Source organism: Cupriavidus sp. FW305-3-2-15-C-LB2 (genome assembly GCF_058787575.1).
In genome coordinates, this window is the sequence record NZ_JBYSZW010000002.1 from 124,623 (window position 1) to 144,580 (window position 19,958).

The 19,958-nt window shown below is 69.4% G+C and carries 18 protein-coding genes; 7 read left to right on the forward strand and 11 right to left on the reverse strand.

Translation table 11 applies throughout. The annotated features are described in order from the left end of the window. The first annotated feature begins 20 nt into the window (after positions 1-20). The 4 genes from AC3WRR_RS02490 (at position 21) to AC3WRR_RS02505 (ending at position 4,575) form a co-directional block, all read left to right on the forward strand. On the forward strand, positions 21-2,228 hold the full coding sequence (locus AC3WRR_RS02490) for a TonB-dependent siderophore receptor (protein ID WP_492296148.1): 2,208 nt from the start codon (positions 21-23) through the stop codon (positions 2,226-2,228). A gap of 70 nt (positions 2,229-2,298) precedes the next feature. Further along, positions 2,299-2,622: a hypothetical protein gene (locus AC3WRR_RS02495; protein ID WP_010810181.1), complete on the forward strand. Its 324-nt coding sequence runs from the start codon at positions 2,299-2,301 to the stop codon at positions 2,620-2,622. After that, positions 2,619-4,250, forward strand: a complete 1,632-nt coding sequence (locus AC3WRR_RS02500) for a PepSY-associated TM helix domain-containing protein (protein WP_492296149.1) — start codon at positions 2,619-2,621, stop codon at positions 4,248-4,250. Before AC3WRR_RS02495 ends, AC3WRR_RS02500 begins: the two co-directional genes overlap by 4 nt. Then, positions 4,234-4,575 carry a DUF3325 domain-containing protein gene (locus AC3WRR_RS02505; protein WP_010810179.1) on the forward strand — a complete coding sequence of 114 codons (342 nt, stop codon included), beginning with the start codon at positions 4,234-4,236 and terminating at the stop codon, positions 4,573-4,575. Before AC3WRR_RS02500 ends, AC3WRR_RS02505 begins: the two co-directional genes overlap by 17 nt. Positions 4,576-4,703: 128 nt before the next feature. Here the strand turns inward: AC3WRR_RS02505 and AC3WRR_RS02510 are convergent, their stop codons facing one another. The 3 genes from AC3WRR_RS02510 to AC3WRR_RS02520 all read right to left on the reverse strand — a co-directional run bounded on the left by AC3WRR_RS02510 (position 4,704) and on the right by AC3WRR_RS02520 (position 6,853). Next, positions 4,704-5,036 (reverse strand): DUF2917 domain-containing protein, encoded by a 333-nt coding sequence (locus AC3WRR_RS02510; RefSeq protein WP_010810178.1) that lies wholly within the window; start codon positions 5,034-5,036, stop codon positions 4,704-4,706. Positions 5,037-5,050: 14 nt separating this feature from the next. Beyond that, a complete protein-coding gene (locus tag AC3WRR_RS02515; protein WP_492296151.1) occupies positions 5,051-6,076 on the reverse strand; it encodes an alpha/beta fold hydrolase in 1,026 nt (341 codons plus the stop codon). A 171-nt stretch (positions 6,077-6,247) separates the two neighbouring features. Continuing rightward, positions 6,248-6,853 (reverse strand): TetR/AcrR family transcriptional regulator, encoded by a 606-nt coding sequence (locus AC3WRR_RS02520; protein ID WP_041688140.1) that lies wholly within the window; start codon positions 6,851-6,853, stop codon positions 6,248-6,250. A 338-nt stretch (positions 6,854-7,191) separates the two neighbouring features. Between AC3WRR_RS02520 and AC3WRR_RS02525 the strand changes: the two genes are divergently transcribed. The 3 genes from AC3WRR_RS02525 (at position 7,192) to fahA (ending at position 10,805) form a co-directional block, all read left to right on the forward strand. Further along, on the forward strand, positions 7,192-7,578 hold the full coding sequence (locus AC3WRR_RS02525) for a helix-turn-helix domain-containing protein (RefSeq protein WP_011617393.1): 387 nt from the start codon (positions 7,192-7,194) through the stop codon (positions 7,576-7,578). Positions 7,579-8,085: 507 nt separating this feature from the next. Next, positions 8,086-9,405, forward strand: coding sequence for a homogentisate 1,2-dioxygenase (hmgA, locus tag AC3WRR_RS02530; RefSeq protein ID WP_011617392.1), 1,320 nt, complete (start codon positions 8,086-8,088; stop codon positions 9,403-9,405). A 137-nt stretch (positions 9,406-9,542) separates the two neighbouring features. Further along, positions 9,543-10,805, forward strand: coding sequence for a fumarylacetoacetase (gene fahA / locus AC3WRR_RS02535; protein WP_010810173.1), 1,263 nt, complete (start codon positions 9,543-9,545; stop codon positions 10,803-10,805). Positions 10,806-10,811: 6 nt separating this feature from the next. Here the strand turns inward: fahA and AC3WRR_RS02540 are convergent, their stop codons facing one another. From AC3WRR_RS02540 to AC3WRR_RS02575, 8 genes are all read right to left on the reverse strand, one after another. Beyond that, positions 10,812-11,300, reverse strand: a complete 489-nt coding sequence (locus tag AC3WRR_RS02540) for a hotdog family protein (protein ID WP_010810172.1) — start codon at positions 11,298-11,300, stop codon at positions 10,812-10,814. Beyond that, a complete protein-coding gene (locus AC3WRR_RS02545; protein ID WP_011617391.1) occupies positions 11,293-12,105 on the reverse strand; it encodes a beta-ketoacyl synthase chain length factor in 813 nt (270 codons plus the stop codon). Before AC3WRR_RS02545 ends, AC3WRR_RS02540 begins: the two co-directional genes overlap by 8 nt. A gap of 8 nt (positions 12,106-12,113) precedes the next feature. Next, positions 12,114-13,316 (reverse strand): beta-ketoacyl-[acyl-carrier-protein] synthase family protein, encoded by a 1,203-nt coding sequence (locus AC3WRR_RS02550; RefSeq protein ID WP_492296153.1) that lies wholly within the window; start codon positions 13,314-13,316, stop codon positions 12,114-12,116. Positions 13,317-13,382: 66 nt separating this feature from the next. Continuing rightward, complete coding sequence (locus AC3WRR_RS02555; RefSeq protein WP_058696462.1) at positions 13,383-14,231, reverse strand: polysaccharide deacetylase family protein; 849 nt, start codon at positions 14,229-14,231, stop codon at positions 13,383-13,385. Beyond that, the gene (locus AC3WRR_RS02560; protein ID WP_136227915.1) at positions 14,228-16,627 is read right to left on the reverse strand and encodes an MMPL family transporter; all 2,400 of its coding nucleotides are present in this window, start codon (positions 16,625-16,627) and stop codon (positions 14,228-14,230) included. The genes AC3WRR_RS02555 and AC3WRR_RS02560 overlap by 4 nt, the downstream gene beginning before the upstream one ends. Positions 16,628-16,647: 20 nt before the next feature. Next, positions 16,648-17,247 carry a LolA-related protein gene (locus AC3WRR_RS02565; protein ID WP_492296155.1) on the reverse strand — a complete coding sequence of 200 codons (600 nt, stop codon included), beginning with the start codon at positions 17,245-17,247 and terminating at the stop codon, positions 16,648-16,650. Positions 17,248-17,271: 24 nt separating this feature from the next. Beyond that, complete coding sequence (locus AC3WRR_RS02570) at positions 17,272-18,246, reverse strand: lysophospholipid acyltransferase family protein (protein ID WP_011617386.1); 975 nt, start codon at positions 18,244-18,246, stop codon at positions 17,272-17,274. Beyond that, a complete protein-coding gene (locus tag AC3WRR_RS02575) occupies positions 18,240-19,955 on the reverse strand; it encodes an AMP-binding protein (RefSeq protein WP_492296157.1) in 1,716 nt (571 codons plus the stop codon). The genes AC3WRR_RS02570 and AC3WRR_RS02575 overlap by 7 nt, the downstream gene beginning before the upstream one ends. Between the last annotated feature and the right edge of the window lie 3 nt (positions 19,956-19,958).

The window sequence follows — 19,958 nt, forward strand, 5'->3', positions numbered from 1 at the left end:
CCGTGCAGTGCCGCGCCGCCATGCGCTGGATCCCGGCCGCCGTTGGCCTGATGGTCAGCGCGTCGGCTTTCGGACAGGAAAACGTGACAGGTTCGGCATCGTCGGCAACGCAGGCGGAGCAGCCGGCCCCCGCGGGCAGACCCGCCCGGCAACCGGAGCCTTCGCTGCCGGCGGTGACAGTCAACGGCGCCCGCGAAAACCCCGTCAACCCGCCTACTACCGCTGGCAGCAAGGTGCCGCTGACCGCGCGCGAGGTGCCGCAATCGGTCACCGTGGTCAACGCCGAGCGCATCCGCGAGCAGAACCTGACCACGCTGGAAGACGCGATGATGCAGGCTACCGGCGTGTTCGTCGAAAAGCGTGACCAGGAGCGTTCGATCTATTATTCGCGCGGGCTGGAGATCGACACCTTCATGCTGGACGGCGTGCCGACCAAGTATGACTGGCGCAACACCGTGCAGCCGGACCTGTCGATGATCGAGCGGGTGGAAGTGCTCAAGGGGCCGTCGGGCCTGCTCGCCGGGGCGGGCAAGACCGGCGGCGCGATCAACCTGGTGCGTAAGCGCCCGACGCGAGATACCCAGATCGGCGGCGCGCTGTCGGTGGGATCGTGGAACAACTACCGCGCCGAGGTGGATGCCGGCGGCGCGCTCAATGCCGACGGCACGCTGCGCGCGCGCATCACCGGCGCGTTCCAGGACAAGGACTCGTTCATCGACAAGACCAATATGCGCACCAGTGCGCTCTATGGCGTGATCGAGTACGACATCACGCCCAGCACGCTGGTGACGGTCGGCGCGAGCTACCAGGATTCGGAAGGCCGCCAGCCGTGGACGCTGCCGGCCTACTTCAACCCGGTCACGCGCCAGGCCAGCCTGCTCGACGTGCCGCGCTCGACTTACCTGGGCGCGGACTGGAACCGCGACCACTTCTATACCACCTCGGCCTTCGCCGAGCTGGAGCACAAGTTCGACAGCGGCTGGCAGGTCAAGGGTGCGCTGCGCTACCTGAACAACCGCCTGAACCGCGAGCAGGCCTATGCCTATACGCCGGTGATCCCGGGCGTGAACACGACCACGCTGTTCGCGGCCAAGCAGACCTACACGCAGGAGCAGACCAGCTTCGACCTCTACGCCAACGGGCCGTTCTCGCTGTTCGGGCGCCGGCACAAGGCGCTGGTCGGCTTCAATTTTTCCGATTCGGAACGGCGCGACCCCCGGTATGCCATTTCGCCGTTCTCGCAGGTCGTGAACATCTTCAACCCGCGCAGCGACTTCGCCAAGCCAACCTTCACCCCCAATGGCACAGGCATCACCACCACGACCAGGCAGTACGGCGTCTACGGCGACGCGCGCTTCTCGCTGGCGGATCCGGTGACGCTGGTGCTGGGCGGGCGGCTGAGCTGGTGGGACATCAGCGCGCGCCAGTACACGTCGACCACCAGCGTGACCCGGGGCGACGACATCAACGCCAAGTTCACGCCGTTCGCCGGGCTGATCTACGACTTCACCGAACACTGGTCGGCCTATGCCAGCTATGCCGAGATCTTCCAGCCGCAGGATGAGTACCTGACCGCCAGCGGCAACCTGGTCGATCCAATCAAGGGCAAGCAGTACGAGGTCGGCGTCAAGAGCGAATTTTTCGAGGGCGCGCTGAACACCTCGCTGGCACTGTTCGAGGTACGCGAGACCGGTCGCGCCACGCTCGACAATATCAACACGACCAATCCGAGCAATCCGTTCTTCGTGTCGCAGGGCGAGACCAAGAGCCAGGGCTTCGAGCTGGAAGCCAGCGGCCGCATCACGCCGAGCTGGACCATCTACGCCGGCTATACGTTCAACGTCACGCAGGACCTGCAGAACCGCACCGGCCAGGTCAACACGCCGTTCTCGGCGATTGCCCCCAAGCACCTGTTCAAGCTGTGGACGATGTACCGCCTGCCCGGCGATTTCAACCGCTGGCGCATCGGTGGCGGCATGACCGCGGTCAGCCATGTGCAGAACACCGCGCTGTTCCCCGCGCCGATTGGTGCGGTCACGCTGCGCCGCGGCGGCTATGCGACGTTCGATGCCGCGATCGGCTACGACTTCAACAAGCACGTGTCGGCGGACCTGAACCTGACCAACCTGTTCGACCGCAGCTACTACTCACGGATCAGCAACCCGCGCGAAGGCAACATCTGGGGCCAGCCGCGCGCGGCCATGTTCACCGTGCGCATGAAGATGTAAACGCAGCGGCCTTCGTGGTGGTGCGATGCCATTGCACTACCACGCCGGCCGCGCGTTGCGAGGAATTCCAATGAACGACAGTCCCTCATCCCTGCCATCGCGCCGCGCCTTCCCGCGCGCGCTGGCCATGACCGCCCGCGCGCTGGCCGCGCTGGCGGGCAGCTATGCCTTTGTCTGGGGCATCACCGCCGGCGGCGCCGCGCTCGGTTGGCGCCTGGGCCTGGCCCGCAGCGAGGCCGTGCTCTGGTTTTCGATGCTGGCCTTCCTCCTGTTTCCGATGATGTCACTGTGGGCGCTGGTGACGCGGCACTTGCTGCGCGTGTGGCTGGTGCTGGCGGCCGGCGCGGCCATCGGCGCCGGCGTGGCGTGGTGGCTGGGGGAGAAGCTGGCGTGACGCGACCCGCACGAAATAACAAGGCCCGCGCACAGAAGGCCGATGCACATGCCGGCGGCCTGCGCCAGGCCATGACCTGGGCGCACACCTGGATTGGCGTACTGCTCGGCGGTGTGCTGATGGTGGCGTTCTTCATGGGCTCGGTGGCGGTGTTCGACCGCGAGGTCGACCGCTGGATGATGCCGGCCACGCGCCTGGACGCAGCGCCGCCCACGATCGACATCGACACCGTGGTGCCGCGCGCCGTGGCGGCGCTGGCGAGCGGCAAGCCGCTGCGCGAATGGGCGGTCACGCTGCCCGAGCAGCGCACCCCGGTGATGATCGCGCGCGTGCGCTATGCCGCCGCGGGCGGGCAGATCCGCCTGGCCGATCCGCGCAGCGGCGAGCTGCTGCCTGACGTGGGCACTTTGGGCGCGTCGTCGTTCTTCTATCCGCTGCACTACAACCTGCACCTGCGCGCCTGGAACATCGGCTACTGGCTGGTGGGCCTGGCGGCGATGGCGATGCTGGCGGCGATCGTGTCGGGGGTGATCATCCACGTCCGCATCTTCCGCGACTTCTTTACGTTCCGGCCGCGCAAGCAGCTGCAGCGCAGCCTGCTGGACCTGCACAACCTGACCGGCGTGCTGGCGCTGCCGTTCCATGCGGTGATTACGTTCTCCGGGATCTGCATTGTCTACATGATCCTGATGCCGGCCGGCATCAGCGCGTTGTACCAGCAGCCGAACACCTTCTACGACCAGGCCTTGTCCGGCTACTCGCGCCCGCCCGCCGGGGTGGCGGCACCGATGGCCGCGCTGGGGCCGATGGTCGAGACCGCGCGCGCACGCTGGGGCGGGGCGGCGCCGGCCGCGATCCGGGTGTGGAACCCCGGCGATGCCAACGCCGTGGTCAAGGTGAGCCGCTCGGTGGGCGACCGCGTCAGCCTGGCCGACGACGCCGCCTACTTCGACGGCGCCACCGGTGCGTTGCTGCATCACGTGCCGTTGCAGCCCGCTGCGACCACGCAGCGCTTCCTGACCGGCATGCACTTCATCGCGTTCGGTCACTGGCCGCTGCGCTGGCTGTATTTCCTGGCCGGGCTGGCGGGGTGCGTGCTGATCGCTACCGGGCAGTTGTACTGGCTCGACAAGCGCCATGCGCGCCACGGCGAAAAGGGCGTGCGGCTGGCGGCCGCGGTCACCGCGGGTACCACCACGGGCCTGGTCATCGCCACGCTGGCGATGATGGTGGCCAACCGGCTGCTGCCGATGACGCTGCCGTCGCGCGAGTTTATCGAGGCCGGGCTGTTCTTCCTGGTCTGGCTGACCACCGCGATCCATGCGCGGGTGGCGATGCGTCCGGGCAGCCGCACGCTGGTGCCATGGCGCCAGCAATGCCTGGCGATCGCCGCGCTGGCGCTGGCGGCGCCGGTGCTCAACGGCCTGAGCACCGGCGACTGGTTGCCGCTGGCGCTGGCGCGTGGCCACCTTGCCCTGGCCGGCGTCGACATCGTGCTGCTGCTGACCGGTGGGCTGGCGCTGGCGTCGGCGCGACGGCTGCGGCGCGTCGACGCGGCACGCCAGGCCCGGACCGCTGCTGCCAGCAGCCAGGCGCTAGAGGAGATGGACCGTGCCAATCACGCTTGAACACTTGCTGCTGCTGGGCCTGGCGCTGTGCGCGTACAGCGCTTTCGTGCTGTTTGCCTGCGCCACGGAGCGGCACTGGACCGAGTTGTCGGGGCAGGGCGCGGACCTGCCCGCCAGTGGCCGGCGGCGGCTGCGCTGCGCGGCCTGGGCGCTGGTGGCGCTTGGCGCCGTGGCCGCGCTGGCGGGCAACCGCACCGGCTTTGGCGTGCTGCTGTGGGCGCTGGCGATGATGGCGGGAGCGTTGGCGGTGTCGTTCACGCTGACCTGGCGGCGTGGCTGGCTGCAGGCGATCGCACGCGGGCTGATGGCTGTCTTGCGTATCTGAGACACGTGCCCCGCAAGGGACGCGCTTTTTATAGAAAAACGCAATTAACCGCCATAAGTTGCACCCGACCACGACCACGCATCCGCGTCAGGGCTGGCAGAGCCAGGGGGCGCCCCCAGCCCCGCGCATCATCGGCCTGCGCCGGTAAAGCCGCGCCCAGGCGGCGCCAGCAAGCGCCGCAGCCATTGCCGCCAGGTGCTCGCCGCCGGCCCGGCGCCTTGCCGGCAGCGCGTTACGTGCAGCGATGCCGTGGTGACGGCATACAGCTCGATATGGCCGCTGTCGGACAACGTAAAGCTCTCGCTCGCCGTCAGCGCCGTATCCTTCGGGTCTCCGTCGCGGATCAGCCAGAGTTCGCCTTCCGTGCAGCGCACGGCGACGTGTTCGCCGGGGCCCGCCACCAGCCGCAGCGAACTGCGTGCGGGCAGGGTGGCGGTCATGTCATTGCTCACCAGGAACATGATGGTCTCCAGGCTCAGTCGACGGCCAGCCCGTGCAACGCTGGCGGGATTGCCGCGCGCGCGGGGGCTGTGCCGGGCCGGATGAAATCGGCGATGTGCCGGATCACGCCGGGATCCTGCAGGATGCGGCGATGCCCCAGGCCGCTGGTCGTGACCAGTTGCGCGCCGGGCCAGGCGCCGGCGATGGCGGCACCGTCTTCCCAGCGCACTTCCTTGTCGTCGCGGTCATGGATCACCAGCGTTGGCGGGACCGGCCGGGTGCGGCCGACGTCGGGCACGTTGAAGGCCGACCATGGCAGTCCCAGCCAGCGCTCGCTCTGGCGCTGCATGCGTGCCAGCACGCCGGGCGTGAAGCCCATTTGCCAGGCCAGCGACGCGCACGCGGCGTGCATGTCGGCCGGCGATCCGACCAGCACGGTGGCGCGGGCGGGCAGGCCCTCACGCAGCGCCAGCGCGGTGGCCGCGCCGCCGAGCGAGTGCGCCACCACGGCGTGCACCGGCCCCGCGTGCCAGGCCGCGGCGAGCAGCGAGCGCGACATTTCCAGCACCGAGGTCTGCGCCGCGCCGCGTGCGCCGGCATCGGAGGCGCCGTGCGAGAGCGCATCGAAGGCCACCACGCGCATGCCGGCGGCCAGCAGGCCATCGACAACCGCATGCCACTGGCCGGCATGTCCACCCCAGCCGTGCGCGAGCAGTATCACGGGGCCGGACCTGCCCCAGCGATAGACGCGCACGCGCCGGCTCGGGCCCTGGCCCGTCACCAGCGCCCAGTCGGCGCGCGCACTGTCCAGCAGGCGCCGTGCTGCCGATGTGGCGGCGGCGCGCGGCGGCTTGAACCAGATGTGCTCCAGCGCCCGCGCTGTCGCGCCGGGCCTGACCACGCTGCCCGCCAGCCAGCGCAACCGCTGCCAGCCCTGCAAGGCCCGCTCCACCGCGCCGGACTTGCCGGGGCGCAGCGGCGCATCGCCGGCGCGCGCGGGCAAGGGCGCGGCGGTGCGGGATGAGGAAACCGGGGAAGGAGAAGAGACTGCTTGCGTCACGACCTGCACCTCCAATGGATTCTGGATGGCACGGCATCATCGGCACCGGCCCCGCCGGCGGCTTTCCGTGCTGTTGTTACGACCGACCAGTCGTGCTTTTTTCGGTACAAAAAAAGTCCGCCGGAGCGGTTGCTGCCTGCCGGCGGGATTGCGCCGGCGCCAATGTGTGGATCAGTGGCCGCGAGCACCCTCGGCGGCACGGGCCACCAGGGCCGCAAATGCGCGCCGCGCCATGGTCTCGGCATCGTCGCGGCCAAGCAGCTTGAACGATTGCTGGAAGGCCATGCCGATACCCGAGAGTTCGAAAGCAAATTGCCGTGGGTCGGTATCCGGCCCGAAATGGCCCTCATCGATGGCGTCGCCCACCACGCGCGCAACCGTGCTGTGCCAGTCCTTCAGCGACTGCACCACCAGGTCGCGGATCGAGCCCGGCCGGTCGCGGTATTCCTGGCCCAGCGCCGTGAACAGGCAACGTCCCTGCGTCACCGTGCCGCCCAGCCATTCCAGGTAGCCTTCGAACAGCCCCTGCAGTCGTGGCATGCCGCGCGGCTGGCGCATCGCCGGCCGGATCACGATCTCGCCGAAGCGCTCAACGGCCAGGTCCAGCACTGCCTGCTGCAACACCTCCTTGGACTTGAAGTGCGCATACAGGCCGCTCTTCGACATATTGGTGTCCGCGGCCAGCGTGGCCAGCGACAATTGTTCGAAGCCGACCTTGGCAGCGGTGTCCAGTGCCTGTTCGACGATGGCGTTGCGGGTGAGTTGTCCTTTCTGCATGGTGTGGAGAATAGCACGACCGGTCGGTTTGTCAACGAAACCAGATGCATGGTATTTGCCCCGACTTGCGCACTTGTGTCCGGGAGGCCATAACGTCATATGGATATGCATGTGACGTCAACGCAAACCGCCAAGGCCCGTTAGAGACTGGGCGGTGCAGCGTTGTTGTGCACGATCCGGCTCTTTGATGTTCGCCAACCGGCCGATGTCAGGGCGGGATTGCGGACTTCTAAGAAATCTGCACAAAGTGTTTCTGCGGTTACATACGGAACGCTTTGCGTGCTCTATACTCGAATGCACGTCCGCGCACTTTTTTTCACTGGTGACTGGAGACCGACATGAACAGTACAGCCGTGCCAAGAGGCGCTAGCGAACCGTTCCGGCAACTGCGGGCGTTGCGTCGCGCGCGCAAGCTCAAGCAGGAGGACGTCGCCCGTAAAGCGGGGATTTCCCGGGAAGCCTACCTGCGGGCGGAGTCGGGTCAGGCCGATCCCCGCATGTCGACGTTCCTGGCCGCCTGCGAGGCGCTGGGCCTGGAAGTCGTGCTGGCCCCGCAGCATCTTGCTGCAGACGTCAACGCATTTATTGCCAGCCGCAATGGCGGCGTGACGGCAGCTTCCATGGCAGGCCAGCCGGCCGCCGGAAGCACGGCCGCGCCGGCTGCGGCACCGGCTTCCGGAGGCGGTTTCGGCTCCGGGACCGGAGAGGGCCACAAGCCGGTCTGACTGGCCGCTGCCTGGCCGGCCGCGTTCGCAACGCGCCGGCACTGGAAGCTGGCCTCCAGGCCACCCATGACAACCGGCGCGGGGCTTTCCGCACTGCGCCGGTTGCTACCGTCCTGAGCGCCGTTCGCGACGCCTGGCGTGGATGACGCCGCAGGCCTGGCTGCCTGCTTCGGCGCTTTCCCGCATTTCCTGGTTTTTCCCGCTGCGTGAGCAACTGCCGCCGCGCAGGCGTCGACGCGCGCATCCCGGCGCTTCCTGCTTTTTCCCGCTGTTCCCGTTTCCCACCTACAACTGCAATGCAAGCGGCGTTCGACGCATGCGTCAGCGGTGCCGTTTGACACGTCCGAAGTTGGCTATTACGATATGGTAAATTCATTACGCATTACGTAATTCATGCTCCGTGCACCGCGCACAGACTGAATACGGACCGGCAGGCACTCCCAGCAGAGGCCGCCAGGCGCCAGCGCAGCGCCAGATGGACTGAGACCCAGGAACGCTGACGACACCATGACACTCACGCACACCCAGCTCGCCGAGCACGGCTATATGTCCGGCTTCGCCAATGAATTCGCCACCGAGGCGCTGCCCGGTGCGCTGCCTGTAGGAAGGAACTCGCCGCAGTGCGCGCCCTACGGCCTGTACGCCGAGCAGCTGTCCGGCACGGCCTTCACCGCGCCGCGCGCGCACAACCGGCGCTCGTGGCTGTACCGCATTCGCCCGGCCGCGATGCATACGCCGTTCACGCAGATCGAGCAGTCGCGTTTCCTGAGCCGTTTCGACCAGGTGCCGCCGTCGCCCAACCAGATGCGCTGGAGCCCGCCGGCAATGCCGTCGGTGCCGACCGACTTTGTCGACGGCATCGTCACCATGGCCGGCAATGGCGGCCCCGAGGCCATGACCGGCTGCGGCATCCACCTGTACCTGGCCAACCAGTCGATGCAGGACCGGTTCTTCTACAACGCCGACGGCGAGATGCTGATCGTGCCGCAGCAGGGCCGCCTGCTGATGGTGACCGAGCTTGGCCGGCTGGAAGTGGAGCCGCAGGAGATCGTGGTGATCCCGCGCGGCGTGCGCTTCCGCGTGGAGCTGCCCGACGGCGAGGCGCGCGGCTATATCTGCGAGAACTACGGCGCCTTGTTCCAGCTGCCCGACCTGGGCGTGATCGGCTCCAACGGCCTGGCCAACCCGCGCGACTTCCTGTCGCCGGTTGCCAGCTATGAAGACCGCGAGGGTGATTTCGAGCTGGTGGCCAAGTTCCAGGGCAACCTGTGGCGCGCCGGGATCGGCCACTCGCCGCTGGACGTGGTGGCCTGGCATGGCAACTACACCCCGTACAAGTACGACCTGCGCCGCTTCAATACCATCGGTTCGATCAGCTTCGACCACCCGGATCCGTCGATCTTCCTGGTGCTGCAGTCGCCGTCGGCCACGCCGGGCGTGGACACCATCGACTTCGTCATCTTCGGGCCGCGCTGGCTGGCGATGCAGGACTCGTTCCGCCCGCCCTGGTTCCACCGCAATATCGCCAGCGAGTTCATGGGCCTGATCACCGGCGTCTACGACGCCAAGGCCGAAGGCTTTGCCCCGGGCGGCGCCAGCCTGCACAACTGCATGAGCGGCCACGGCCCGGATGCGGAAACCTTCGAGAAGGCCAGCGCCGCCGATACCTCGAAGCCGCACCGCATCGAGGACACCATGGCCTTCATGTTCGAGACCCCGGGCGTGATCCGCCCGACGCCGTATGCCGCGCAGTCGGCCTCGCTGCAGCAGGACTACTACACGTGCTGGCAGGGCCTGAAGAAACACTTCAACCCGAACACCCGCTGATCTCGCGCGCCTGGCCGCCCGCCCGGCTTTCTCCCCTCGCGCAAGCGGGAGAGGGGCCGGGCGGAGAGAGCCGGCGCTCGTCGAGCATGATGCGTCACCGCACGCGACAAGTGCCACCAAATTTTCGGAGTATCCCAATGACCGCCCCCAAGACCAGCTGGATCGCTTCCGCCAACGACGGCCAGTCCCACTTCCCGCTGCAGAACCTGCCGTATGGCGTGTTTTCGACCAAGGGCCAGGCCCCGCGCGTCGGCGTTGCCATCGGCGACCAGGTGCTGGACCTCGCCGCGCTGGATGAGGCCGGCCTGCTGCCGGCCGCTGCCAAAGGCACGTTTGCCGCAAGCAGCCTGAACCGCTTTATCGCTTTGGGCAAGCCGGTGTGGAGCGAAACCCGCAAGCGCCTGGGCGCGCTGCTGTCTGGTGATGACGCCGCGCTGCGCGACAACGCCGCCCTGCGCGACCAGGCACTGGTGCCGATGTCGGCCGCGACGCTGCACCTGCCGGTGGAGATCCCGGGCTACACGGACTTCTATTCGTCCAGGGAGCACGCCACCAACGTCGGCCGCATGTTCCGCGACCCGGACAATGCGCTGCTGCCGAACTGGCTGGAAATCCCGATCGGCTACAACGGCCGTGCCAGCTCGGTGGTGGTGAGCGGCACGCCGCTGCATCGTCCCAACGGCCAGATCAAGCTGCCGAACGAGGCACGCCCGATCTTCAGCGCCTGCCGCAAGCTGGACTTTGAACTGGAGATGGGCTTTATCGTCGGCAAGGAATCGGCGCTGGGCGAGCCCGTCAGCACCGCCGATGCGCCGGCGCATATGTTCGGCATGGTGCTGCTCAATGACTGGAGCGCGCGCGATATCCAGCAGTGGGAATACGTGCCGCTGGGGCCGTTCAACAGCAAGGGCTTCGGCACCTCGATCTCGCCGTGGGTGGTGACGATGGAAGCGCTCGAGCCGTTCCGCCGCGACAACCCCGAGCAATCGCCGCAGCCGCTGCCGTACCTGCAGCAGCAGGACAAGAATGCCTACGACATCGCCCTGGAAGTCGCGCTGCAGCCGCAGGGCGCAGCGGCACCCAGCACCATCTGCCGCACCAACTTCAAGGCGATGTACTGGACCATGGCACAGCAGCTGGCCCACCACACGGTGTCGGGCTGCAATGTGCGCGTGGGCGACCTGATGGGCTCGGGCACGATCAGCGGCACCACGCCGGACTCCTACGGCAGCCTGCTGGAAATGACCCGCAACGGCGCCGAGCCGGTGACGCTGGCCGACGGCAGCCGCCGAGCCTTCCTGGAGGATGGCGACGACGTGATCATGACCGGCTACTGCCAGGGCGAAGGCTATCGCGTCGGCTTCGGCGCGGTGTCGGGCAAGATCCTGCCGGCGCGCTGAAGCGCTTCAGCCGGCGCCGCGGTCGGCGCTTTGGCCGACTGCGGCGGCATCCAGGATGACCGCCGCGCGGCCTGACAGCAGTGCCTGGCCCTTGGCGCTGACGGTGAAGGCATACAGCACGCTGCTGCCTTCACCGCTGATGCGCTGTGCCTCGACCTGCAGCGGCGCGTCGATATCGTCGAGCCGCTCCACATGGAGCACCAGCTTGCGCACGCTGGCCAGGTAGCCCGAGCGCGGGCGCTGTGCGCCCATTCCTGATTCCGCTTCCGCCAGCAATGCGCCGTGCACGGCCATGGCCTGTGCCGCGTATTCAATGCCGCTGAGCGCGGCCAGCCGGCCGTGCGCGCGCAGCGGGTTGTCCGCGCGCGTATGCGTGGCTGACGTGCAGCGAACCGATGCCGGATCCCAGGCCAGCACGCCGTCGAGCAGGCACATCGTGCCCTGGTGCGGAATGCGTGCCGCGATCCAGTCGCGGTCTTTCAGCAGCTCAGCCATCCGCCTGGCCGCCGAGGCTTTCCACCTCGGCCGCAAGCTGCAGCGTATCCAGATAATCGAGCACCACGGTGGTGGCCTCGCCGCGGGCGATGGCCGCCAGCAGCGGCAGCATGCGTGCGGCCGGTGCCGACGTGCGCAGTGCTTCCAGCGCGGCGTCCGGCATCACCGTGGCTGGCGCCTGCTTCAGCGCCACGCCGACGCGCGCGAGCGAACGCGCGCTCTGCCGCGGCGTGACCAGCAGGGCCACGCCGAAGGGATCGGGGATCGGGCGGTGGCTATGCAGCGGCTCGGGGTAGCCGGTGTCATAGGCGATCAGCAGGCAGGGTTCGGCATCGGCGGCGGCCTGCAGCACGCATTCGAGCAAGCCCGCGCTGCCACTGCCATCCATGGCGCACAGCACATTGGAGGTGCGCATCGCGCCCGCGGCGATCGACCAGTAGCCGGCGGTGGCGTTGTGCACGGAGTTGTGGAAGCGCGTGGGCGACATCAGCGGCTCGGGCTCGGCCAGCGCTTCGCAGATCGCATGGAAGTTGAAGCCGTCGCTGCTGGACGAGGCAAAGATCGTCGGCAGCTGCGCGGCTTCGCAGTCGCTGGCGGCGACGGCCTGCTGGCCGACACCAAGCGCCAGCCGTACGGTCGGGCCGGTGCGGCGACGCTCGGCCGGCGGCAGGCCCGCGGGTGGCGGCAGTTCGGTGGGCGCGTGCGCGTATGGCACGCGGCCGGCAAGGACTTCGGCGGCCTGCTGCCAGCCGGTCAGGCCGGGGCCGAGCAGGCCGATGCTTTCGATATACACGTGCTGCGGCATGGCGATGCTCAGTGGGAAGCCGCGTCCGCGCGGGCGAACAGCAGGCTGCAGTTGGATCCGCCGAAGCCGAAGGCATTGGTCATCGCATAGCGCAGCGGTGCCTCGCGGTTGGCGAGCTGGTAGTTCACGTCCAGCGCCGGATCCACCTGCGTGGTGTTGATGCCGCCGGGCATCAGGCCGTGGCGCAGCGCCAGCGCGCAAATGACGGCTTCGAGCGCGCCGGCGGCACCCAGCGCATGCCCGGTGGCGCCCTTGGTTGAGCTGCACGGCGTGCCGGGCAGCACCGCGGCCATGGCCATGGCCTCGGCCGCGTCGTTGCTGCGCGTGGCGGTGCCATGCAGGTTGACGTAGCCGACCTGCGCCGGCGCGACCCCCGCGCTGGCCAGTGCCTGCTCTAGTGCCAGGCGCGCGCCCAGCCCGTCGGGGTGCGGGGTCGACATATGGTGCGCATCGCTGGATTCGCCGATCCCGGCCAGCAGGATGGCATCGCCTTGCGCGCTGCCGGCCACGCGCTCGAGCAGGCCGAATGCCGCGCCCTCGCCGATCGAGATGCCGTTGCGCGCCACGTCATAGGGCCGGCACGGCTGGTCGGACAACAGCTCCAGCGAATTGAAGCCGTACAGCGTGGTGTGGCACAGCGAATCGACGCCGCCGACCACAGCCACATCGATCAGCCCTGCCTCCAGCATGCGCCGTGCCGAACCGAACACCTTGGCGCCGGATGAACAGGCCGAGGACACCGCAGCCGCGGGACCGGTCAGTCCCAGGTATTGGCGCAGGAAGGCGGGCAGCGAGTAGGGGTTGTGGGTGGTGGCGTAATGGAAGCCCGGCGGCAGCGCGCCGCTGGCAGGATCGCGCTGGCGATAGGCCAGTTCCGTCTGCAGCACGCCCGCGGTGCTGGTGCCCAGGAAGACGCCGACCCGGTGGGCGCCGTAGCGCGCCGCCGCTTCGCGCACGCGCGCGGCAAAGCCGTCCTGCTCCAGCGCCAGTTGCGCCAGCCGGTTGTTGCGGCAGTCGAATTCGGCCAGTGCGGGCGGCAGTGCCACGGTGTCCAGGCCGGGGACTTCGCCGACGAAGGTATCGAGCTCGACACCGCCGAAGCGGCAGGGCGCCAGGCCGCCGCGCTGCGCACGCAGTGCCGACAGGGTGGCGTCTACACCGGCGCCAAGGCAGCTGGTGGCCGTGAAATGCGAGAACAGGAGCGGGGACACGGCTTAGGGGGAACGAATGGAAGGAATCTCGGAAGGCTGTGCCAATTGTAACAAGCCGCCGCTCACTCAGGCTGTCGGCACGGCCGCGCGCAGCGTGACGCAGCGCAGGCCGGCGCGTTCAATGGCAGCGAGCAGGCCCGGCAGCACGGTGGTGCAATGTGCATTGCCGGCGGCATCGGTGCCGGGATTGCCGTCGTGCAGCAGCAGGATGTCGCGCCCGGCGAGCTTGCCGGTGAGGCGCTGCGCCACGCGCCCCGCGTGGTCGCCGCAGCGGGTATCGAAGCCGCGCCGGGTCCAGGCCGCAAGCTGAAGCCCGAGCCGGCACAGCACCGGCTCAAGGAAGGGATTGCGCAGCCCCGCGGGCGCGCGGAAGAAGCGCGGCGCCTGGCCGGTGAGGTCGGTCAGCACCTGCTGCGCGGCACCGATGTCGCGCAGCATGCGCCCGGGACCGAACACCGAGAAGTGCAGCCGGTGGTACATGCTGTGGTTCTCCACGGCGTGGCCGCGGCCGACGATCTCGCGCACCAGTTCCGGATGCGCCGCGGCGCGCGCGCCGACGCAGAAGAAGGTCGCGCGCGCGCCGTGCTGATCCAGCATGTCGAGCACGCGCGGCGTCAACGCCGGGTTGGGGCCGTCGTCGAATGTCAGTGCCACGCAATCATCGGCAGAGGGCGGCAGGCGCAGCACATTGGGGCCAAGCCAGTGGCTGCGCGGCCACAGGCCGGCGGCGCACATTGCCGCATGGGCGGCACCAACGCCGGCCAGCGCCATGCCCATGGCCTCAGGGTGCGCCAGCATTGCGCCGGCGGCACCCAGGTGCACGGCGGCGGCGCCGTAAAGCAGCGGGGTGGGGCGCCAGGGGCGGCTGTAAGAGGTGCCGCGCAAGGCTACGCGCGGTGCGGGATACGAATTCATGTTGCACTCTTGGCTGTGTCTGGCGCCGCGGGGCGCGCCAGGATCGCCGAAAACCACAGGGCCAGCACGGCCCCTGGACCTACTGTCAGGCCGAAGGCCTTGAGCAGCGGCAGGCTCGACAGCGCCAGCAGGCCGAAGGCGGCCACCGTGGTCAGGTTGGCCAGCAGCAGCGACACCAGCGTATGCGGTGAAGCGCCCGCCACCTGGCTGCCTGCAGCGGGGCCGTTGAAGAATAGCGCGTAATTGGAGCCCACGGCCATCAGCAGCAGCAGGCCCACCAGGTGCAGCAGCGTCAGCGGCTGGCCGAGCGCTGCCAGCCCGCCCAGCACCACCAGCGCCGCCGCGGCCAGCGGCAGCACCGTGGCCACGACGCGCCGTGCCGAGCGCAGCGCCACGGCCAGCAGCACGATGATCGCCAGCAGGCCGGCCAGCGACAGCAGCAAGGCCTCGCGCAGGTAGCCGGTGTAGAGGCGGTCGGATTCGCCCTTGAGGTCGACGAACAGCGTGTCGGGAACGCCGGCCCGCGCCACCGCGGCCCGCACCGCGCCGGTGTCGACGCCGTCGGCCGCGCCGGTGCTTTGTTGGGCCGGTGCGCGCAGCGGCAGCGTGGCGCTCCAGCGCCCGTCGCGCTGCGCCAGCAACGCATCGACAGCCAGCGCCATGGAGGTGCCGCGCAAGTCCTCGCGCCGCAGCAGCGCACCGGTGCGCGCGGCCTCGGCCTGCGCCAGGAAAGGCGCGAACAGTGACGCGCGCACCGGCTGCGTGGCGATGGCGGCGCCCAGGCGCTGCGCCAGCTCGTCGGGCGGCGGCAGGCTGGCCTGGCGCTCGCGCTGGGTCGCCGCGCTGGGCAGGTAGCGCGCCGGGCTCTCGTAGCCGCCGATGAAATTCTGTGCCACCAGCGGGTCCAGTTCACGGGCCACGCGCTCCGCGCCCTGCAGCACGGATTCCTGGTCCGGCCCGGACAGCACCACCAGGTAGCGCACGTCGGGCGCGCCAAGATCCTCGCGCAACCTGGTATCGAGGGCCTGGTCGCTGGCCGACACCGGGCTCAGCGCCTGCAGCTCGCGGCCCCACAGCGTGCCGCGGTGCATGGCCAGCACCGTGGCGGCTGCCACCACCAGCACGAGCACCAGCCAGCGCAGCCGGTGCGCGCGCGCCGCCAGCCACTGCAGCCGGCGGCCCAGCGGCGCCACGTCGCGCAGGTGCAGCGTGGCCGGCACCAACTGCGGCAGCACGAAGCGCGTCACCAGCGCCGCGGTCGCCAGCCCGGCAATCGAATACAGCCCCAGCTGCGCCAGCCCCGGAAAGCCCGACAGCAGCAGCGAGGCAAAGCCGCAGACCGAGGTCAGCACGCCCAGGCGCACCGTCGGCCAGAAGCCGCCCAGCCAGGCGCGCTCGTCGCGCCGGCCGTCGCGCGTGTACTGCGCGGACTGCACGAACAGGTAGATCGAATAGTCGACCGCCTCGCCGATCAGCGTGGTGCCGAAGCCCAGCGTCAGTCCGTGCACCGAGCCGCCGAAGCCCAGGCTGACCGCGGCAATGCCCGCCAGCGCGCCGCTCAGTACCGGCACCAGCCCCAGCACCAGCAGCGGCACCGAGCGGTAGACCAGCAGCAGCAGCGTGACGATGATGGCCACGCCGATGGTCGACAGGCGCTCCACGTCATGGCGGATGGTGTCGCGTGCATTGACGGAGAACACGCCCGGCCCGGTCATCGCCAGCTGGTACTTGCCAGCGATCGCAGCCTTGGCAAACGCCTCGCGCACGGCCCCGATGGCTTGTGCCTGCGCATCCGTGTCAGACCCCGCGGCGGCGGTCTGCGCCAGCAGCACCGCGCGCTTGCCGTCGCGCGACGCCCAGGCGCCGGCGTGCATGGGCACGCGCTGCCCGGCATCCAGCTGTGCCAGCATCGCGGCCACTTCGCCGGTGGGATCGCGCGGCAGCAGCGACTTGGTGAAGAGCCCGGCGGACGAGGCCAGCAGCTCGAACGATTCATTCAGCGCCTGCGCCAGGCCGCGTTCACTGAAGCGCTCGGGCGTGACCGCGGGGCTGAGCAGGTAGCGGTGCGCAAACACGTATTGGCGGTCTGCATCCTGGTTGACCGGCTCGCCGTTCTGGATCGCCGTGAAGCGCGGGTCGCCGCGCAGCTGTGCCGCCATGGCACGCGACACCGCGGCGCGGCCATCGGCATCGCCGCCTTCGATCCCGACCAGGACCAGGCGCGATACCAGCCCGTCGCGCAGCTGGTTCACCAGCAATTGCTGCTCGGCGCTGGGCAGGCGCGGCAGGAAGGCCGAGAGGTCGGCCGTGAAGGTGGTGCGGCTGATCACAGCCGCGCAGGCGAGCATGGCGAAGATCCACAGTGCCAGTGCGAGCCGGCGCATCGCTGGGCGCATCGTTGCGGGCGGCGCTGCGCTCATGGGCGGCCGGCAGGTCGGATCTTCATCACCGAGCGGTCGCCGTCGGCCTGCTGGATCTCGACGCGGTCAAGCGCATCCTGGCTGCCGTCGATGCGCACCTGGCTGACCACCGCGGCCATGCGCGAGTCCGCCGGAGTCAGTGTCAGCGTCCAGCGGCTGGCACGGCCTTCCAGGCCGAGCTTGTAGTAGCGCTCAAGCGTCTGGCGGTTGCCTGCCAGCGTGCCGCGGATGCTTTCGATAAAGGCAGCCAGCTCGGGGTAGTTCTGCAGCGGCATGGTGTAGCGCTTGCCGTCGCGCTCGACCGTCAGCATGTCGCCGTCGAGCACCATGTTCTCGGCCTTGGGCGACAGTGTGCGCTTCTCCAGGTGGTCGGGCGCCGTGAACAGCAGCTCGCCGGACGACTGCACCGGCTTGTCGACTATCGCCAGGTACTTGGTCTCGGTGAACAGCACGCGCCCAGACTTGCGCTGCGCCAGGGTGGACATCAGCTGGTCGACGCCAAATGTGGCGGCGCCGGACGGCGTGGCCAGCGCAAGCATGGCGCCGGCCAGCAGCATCGACAGCAGGAAGCGGAAAGGGCGTCTGGAAAGGGGCATCAGGGGCTGCTCAGGGCTCGCGGGTCATGGCTCGTTGCCCGGCGGCGGCTGTTCAGACAGCGGCGGGCCGGCGTGCCAGAAATCGTAGAAGTTGAACCAGTTGTACGGGGCGCTGCGGCAGAATTGTTCCAGCAGGCGCACGTATTCGGCCAGCGCGGTTTGCACGGCTGCCTCGCGCTGGCCGCGTGCGGTTTCGGTGAAGTCGGCCAGCGGCACGAAGTGCACATCGTAGCGGTTGCCGCCGCGGTACAGGCCGGTGATGAAGAACACCGGCCGGCGCAGCATCGCCGCCATGCGCAGCGGGCCGGTCGGAAGGCCGGTCGGCGTGCCGAGGAAGCTGCACTGCTGCACCGGGTCGGTGGCGCGTTGCGACAGCGTGCGGTCGGCCAGCATGCCGATCATGTAGCCGCGGTCAAGGTAGTCGCGCACCCGCAGCATGGTGTCGAAGCGGCCCAGCGCGATCACGTCCTGGCGCATCGCCGGGTTGATCGACGTCAGCACGTCATTGAGCTTGTGCGCGTTTTCCTCGTACATGGTGATCGCGACTTCCATGTCCGGGTGCCGCCGCCCGAGCGCGCGCACCACCTCGAAGCTGCCCAGGTGCGCACCCAGCAGGATTGCGCCGCGGCCGCGCGCCATCGCGGCTTCCAGCTGCTCCTCTCCGTGCAGGCGGATATCGAACAGGTCGAAGCGGCCGTTGAGCAGGTAGATGCGGTCATGGATGGTCGAGGCGAAGGTGAACACATGCCGGTAGCCATCGATCCAGTTGGCATCGCGCCCGAGGGCGCGGCCCATGTAGGCGCGCGAGGCATGGCGTGCCGCCGGCGCGAACAGCATGAAGTACGCCGCAATCCCCCGCAGCACCACGCGCCCGACGGGGCGGCCGAGTGCCAGCGAGATCCACGTCATGACGCGCAGCAGCGTGATGCTGCCGCGCTCCTGGCGGCGCGACCATTCGGATTCCAGCGGCGGCTGCCGCCTCCACAGCCAGCTCAGCATGCCGATGCCCCCGCGTGCGTCGCGGCACCGCGCACCTGCAGCGTGCCGCTGGCGACGTCGCGTCCGGCGCTGCGCAGCGTGAAGCGGATACTCACGCCGCCATCGGCCGCTGCGTCGGCCTGGTGGAGGATCTCAACGCGCTCGCCCGGGGTCACCGGGCTCAGGAACTTGATGGTGCCGGCCTCGGTGACGGCAAGGCGGCGGCCCATTGCAATGCCGAGTGCCAGCACCGCGTGGTCCAGCAGTACCACCCCCGGCACGATCGGATGGCCGGGAAAGTGGCCGGCGATGGCCGGGTGATCGGCGTCGATGACAAAGCCGGGCCTTGCCGCGCTATCGCCGTGGTGCGCCCCGGCAAGCCTTGCGACCAGCGCCGCCAGGGCCTCGCGCGGCAGCTTGCCGGCCGCATTGCGCGGCAGGCTGTCGGCAAAGAGGAGCGGGCGTGGCAGGAAGGCCGGGTCGATGCGCGCGCGCAGCGCCTGCTGCAGCTGCGCCGGGGCGACGCCTGGCGCCACTGCCACGGCCACCAGCCGCACCACGTGGCCATGCGTGTCGCCTTCGTGCGCATCATCGGGCATGAAGAACGCACCGTCGCGCACGCCGTCGATGGCCGTGAGCTGGTGGTTCAGGTAAGCCAGCGAGGTGCGCTTACCGGCGATATTCAGCATGTCGGCCTTGCGGCCATGGAGCAGGAAGTGGCCGGCATCCAGCGGCGCGATGGCGTCGCCCAGCGGCACCGGCTGCTCGATATGGCCGCCTTCGGCCCAGGTCTCGGCGGCGCCGGCGCCCTGGCGTGCCTGCAGCCGCACGCCCGGCACCAGTGTCCAGGCATCAGCCTGCGCGGTGCGGCGCGTGGCGATCTGGCCGGTCTCGGTGCTACCGTAGATCTCGCACAGCGGAGCGCCGAACAGGGTCTCGGTCTCGCCCGCCAGCTGGCGGCCAAGCGGGGCGGTCGCGCACAGCACCAGGTCTGCCGGCGGCATTGCCATGCCCGACTGCACCAGCGTGCGCAGGTGCACGGGCGAGCTGACCAGCGCACGCGGGGCCGGCACCGAGGCGAGGGCATCGTGCACGTCGGCGGGATAGAAGGCCGGGGCCGCCACCAGGGCCGCGCGGCCCTGCAGCACCAGCATGACCGTGGCCTCCAGCCCGAACATATGCTGCGGCGGCACCGTGCCCACCACGGTCCAGGCACGCCCGTCCAGCAGGCCGAGCCGCTGTGCCGCGGCCTGCGCGCACCGGGCCATCGCGCCCCAGGTCTTGCGGTGCGGCACCGGCGTGCCGGTCGAGCCTGACGTGAACACGTACGCCATGACCTGGGTCGCGGCAATCCGCGGGATCTCGACCGGCCCGTCCGTGGCCGCGCCGCGCAGGCCGTCGTGATAGTGGAACGCCGGCATGGCGAATGCCGCGTCAGGCTGGTCGTGCAGGCAGAAGGCGTCCGGGGCAAAGTCGGCCAGCTGGCGCACCATCTCCGGCGTATGCGATGGCGGCAGCAGGGTGGCCTTGCCCGCCAGCAGCGCGGCGCACAGGCCGACGGTGAAGCGGTAGCGGTCGGTGCAGGCGTTGAATACGTGCCCGCCTGCGGGCAGCGCATCGGCCAGGCTGGACGCATCTGCCAGGAACTGGCGCACGCTGACAGGCCGTCCGTGCGCCCAGGCGATGATGTCTTCGGGCGAGGCATGCGCGACGATCGGGAGCATGGTCATGGG

Bases quoted from the DNA above. Each gene is read 5' to 3' on its own strand.
- AC3WRR_RS02575 (WP_492296157.1), bottom strand. From the start codon at position 19,955: ATGACCATGCTCCCGATCGTCGCGCATGCCTCGCCCGAAGACATCATC.
- AC3WRR_RS02555 (WP_058696462.1), bottom strand. From the start codon at position 14,231: ATGAATTCGTATCCCGCACCGCGCGTAGCCTTGCGCGGCACCTCTTAC.
- AC3WRR_RS02570 (WP_011617386.1), bottom strand. From the start codon at position 18,246: ATGCTGAGCTGGCTGTGGAGGCGGCAGCCGCCGCTGGAATCCGAATGG.
- AC3WRR_RS02545 (WP_011617391.1), bottom strand. From the start codon at position 12,105: ATGCCGCAGCACGTGTATATCGAAAGCATCGGCCTGCTCGGCCCCGGC.
- AC3WRR_RS02565 (WP_492296155.1), bottom strand. From the start codon at position 17,247: ATGCCCCTTTCCAGACGCCCTTTCCGCTTCCTGCTGTCGATGCTGCTG.
- AC3WRR_RS02510 (WP_010810178.1), bottom strand. From the start codon at position 5,036: ATGTTCCTGGTGAGCAATGACATGACCGCCACCCTGCCCGCACGCAGT.
- AC3WRR_RS02560 (WP_136227915.1), bottom strand. From the start codon at position 16,627: ATGCGCCCAGCGATGCGCCGGCTCGCACTGGCACTGTGGATCTTCGCC.
- AC3WRR_RS02495 (WP_010810181.1), top strand. From the start codon at position 2,299: ATGAACGACAGTCCCTCATCCCTGCCATCGCGCCGCGCCTTCCCGCGC.
- AC3WRR_RS02540 (WP_010810172.1), bottom strand. From the start codon at position 11,300: ATGGCTGAGCTGCTGAAAGACCGCGACTGGATCGCGGCACGCATTCCG.
- AC3WRR_RS02525 (WP_011617393.1), top strand. From the start codon at position 7,192: ATGAACAGTACAGCCGTGCCAAGAGGCGCTAGCGAACCGTTCCGGCAA.
- AC3WRR_RS02490 (WP_492296148.1), top strand. From the start codon at position 21: ATGCGCTGGATCCCGGCCGCCGTTGGCCTGATGGTCAGCGCGTCGGCT.
- hmgA (WP_011617392.1), top strand. From the start codon at position 8,086: ATGACACTCACGCACACCCAGCTCGCCGAGCACGGCTATATGTCCGGC.
- AC3WRR_RS02520 (WP_041688140.1), bottom strand. From the start codon at position 6,853: ATGCAGAAAGGACAACTCACCCGCAACGCCATCGTCGAACAGGCACTG.
- fahA (WP_010810173.1), top strand. From the start codon at position 9,543: ATGACCGCCCCCAAGACCAGCTGGATCGCTTCCGCCAACGACGGCCAG.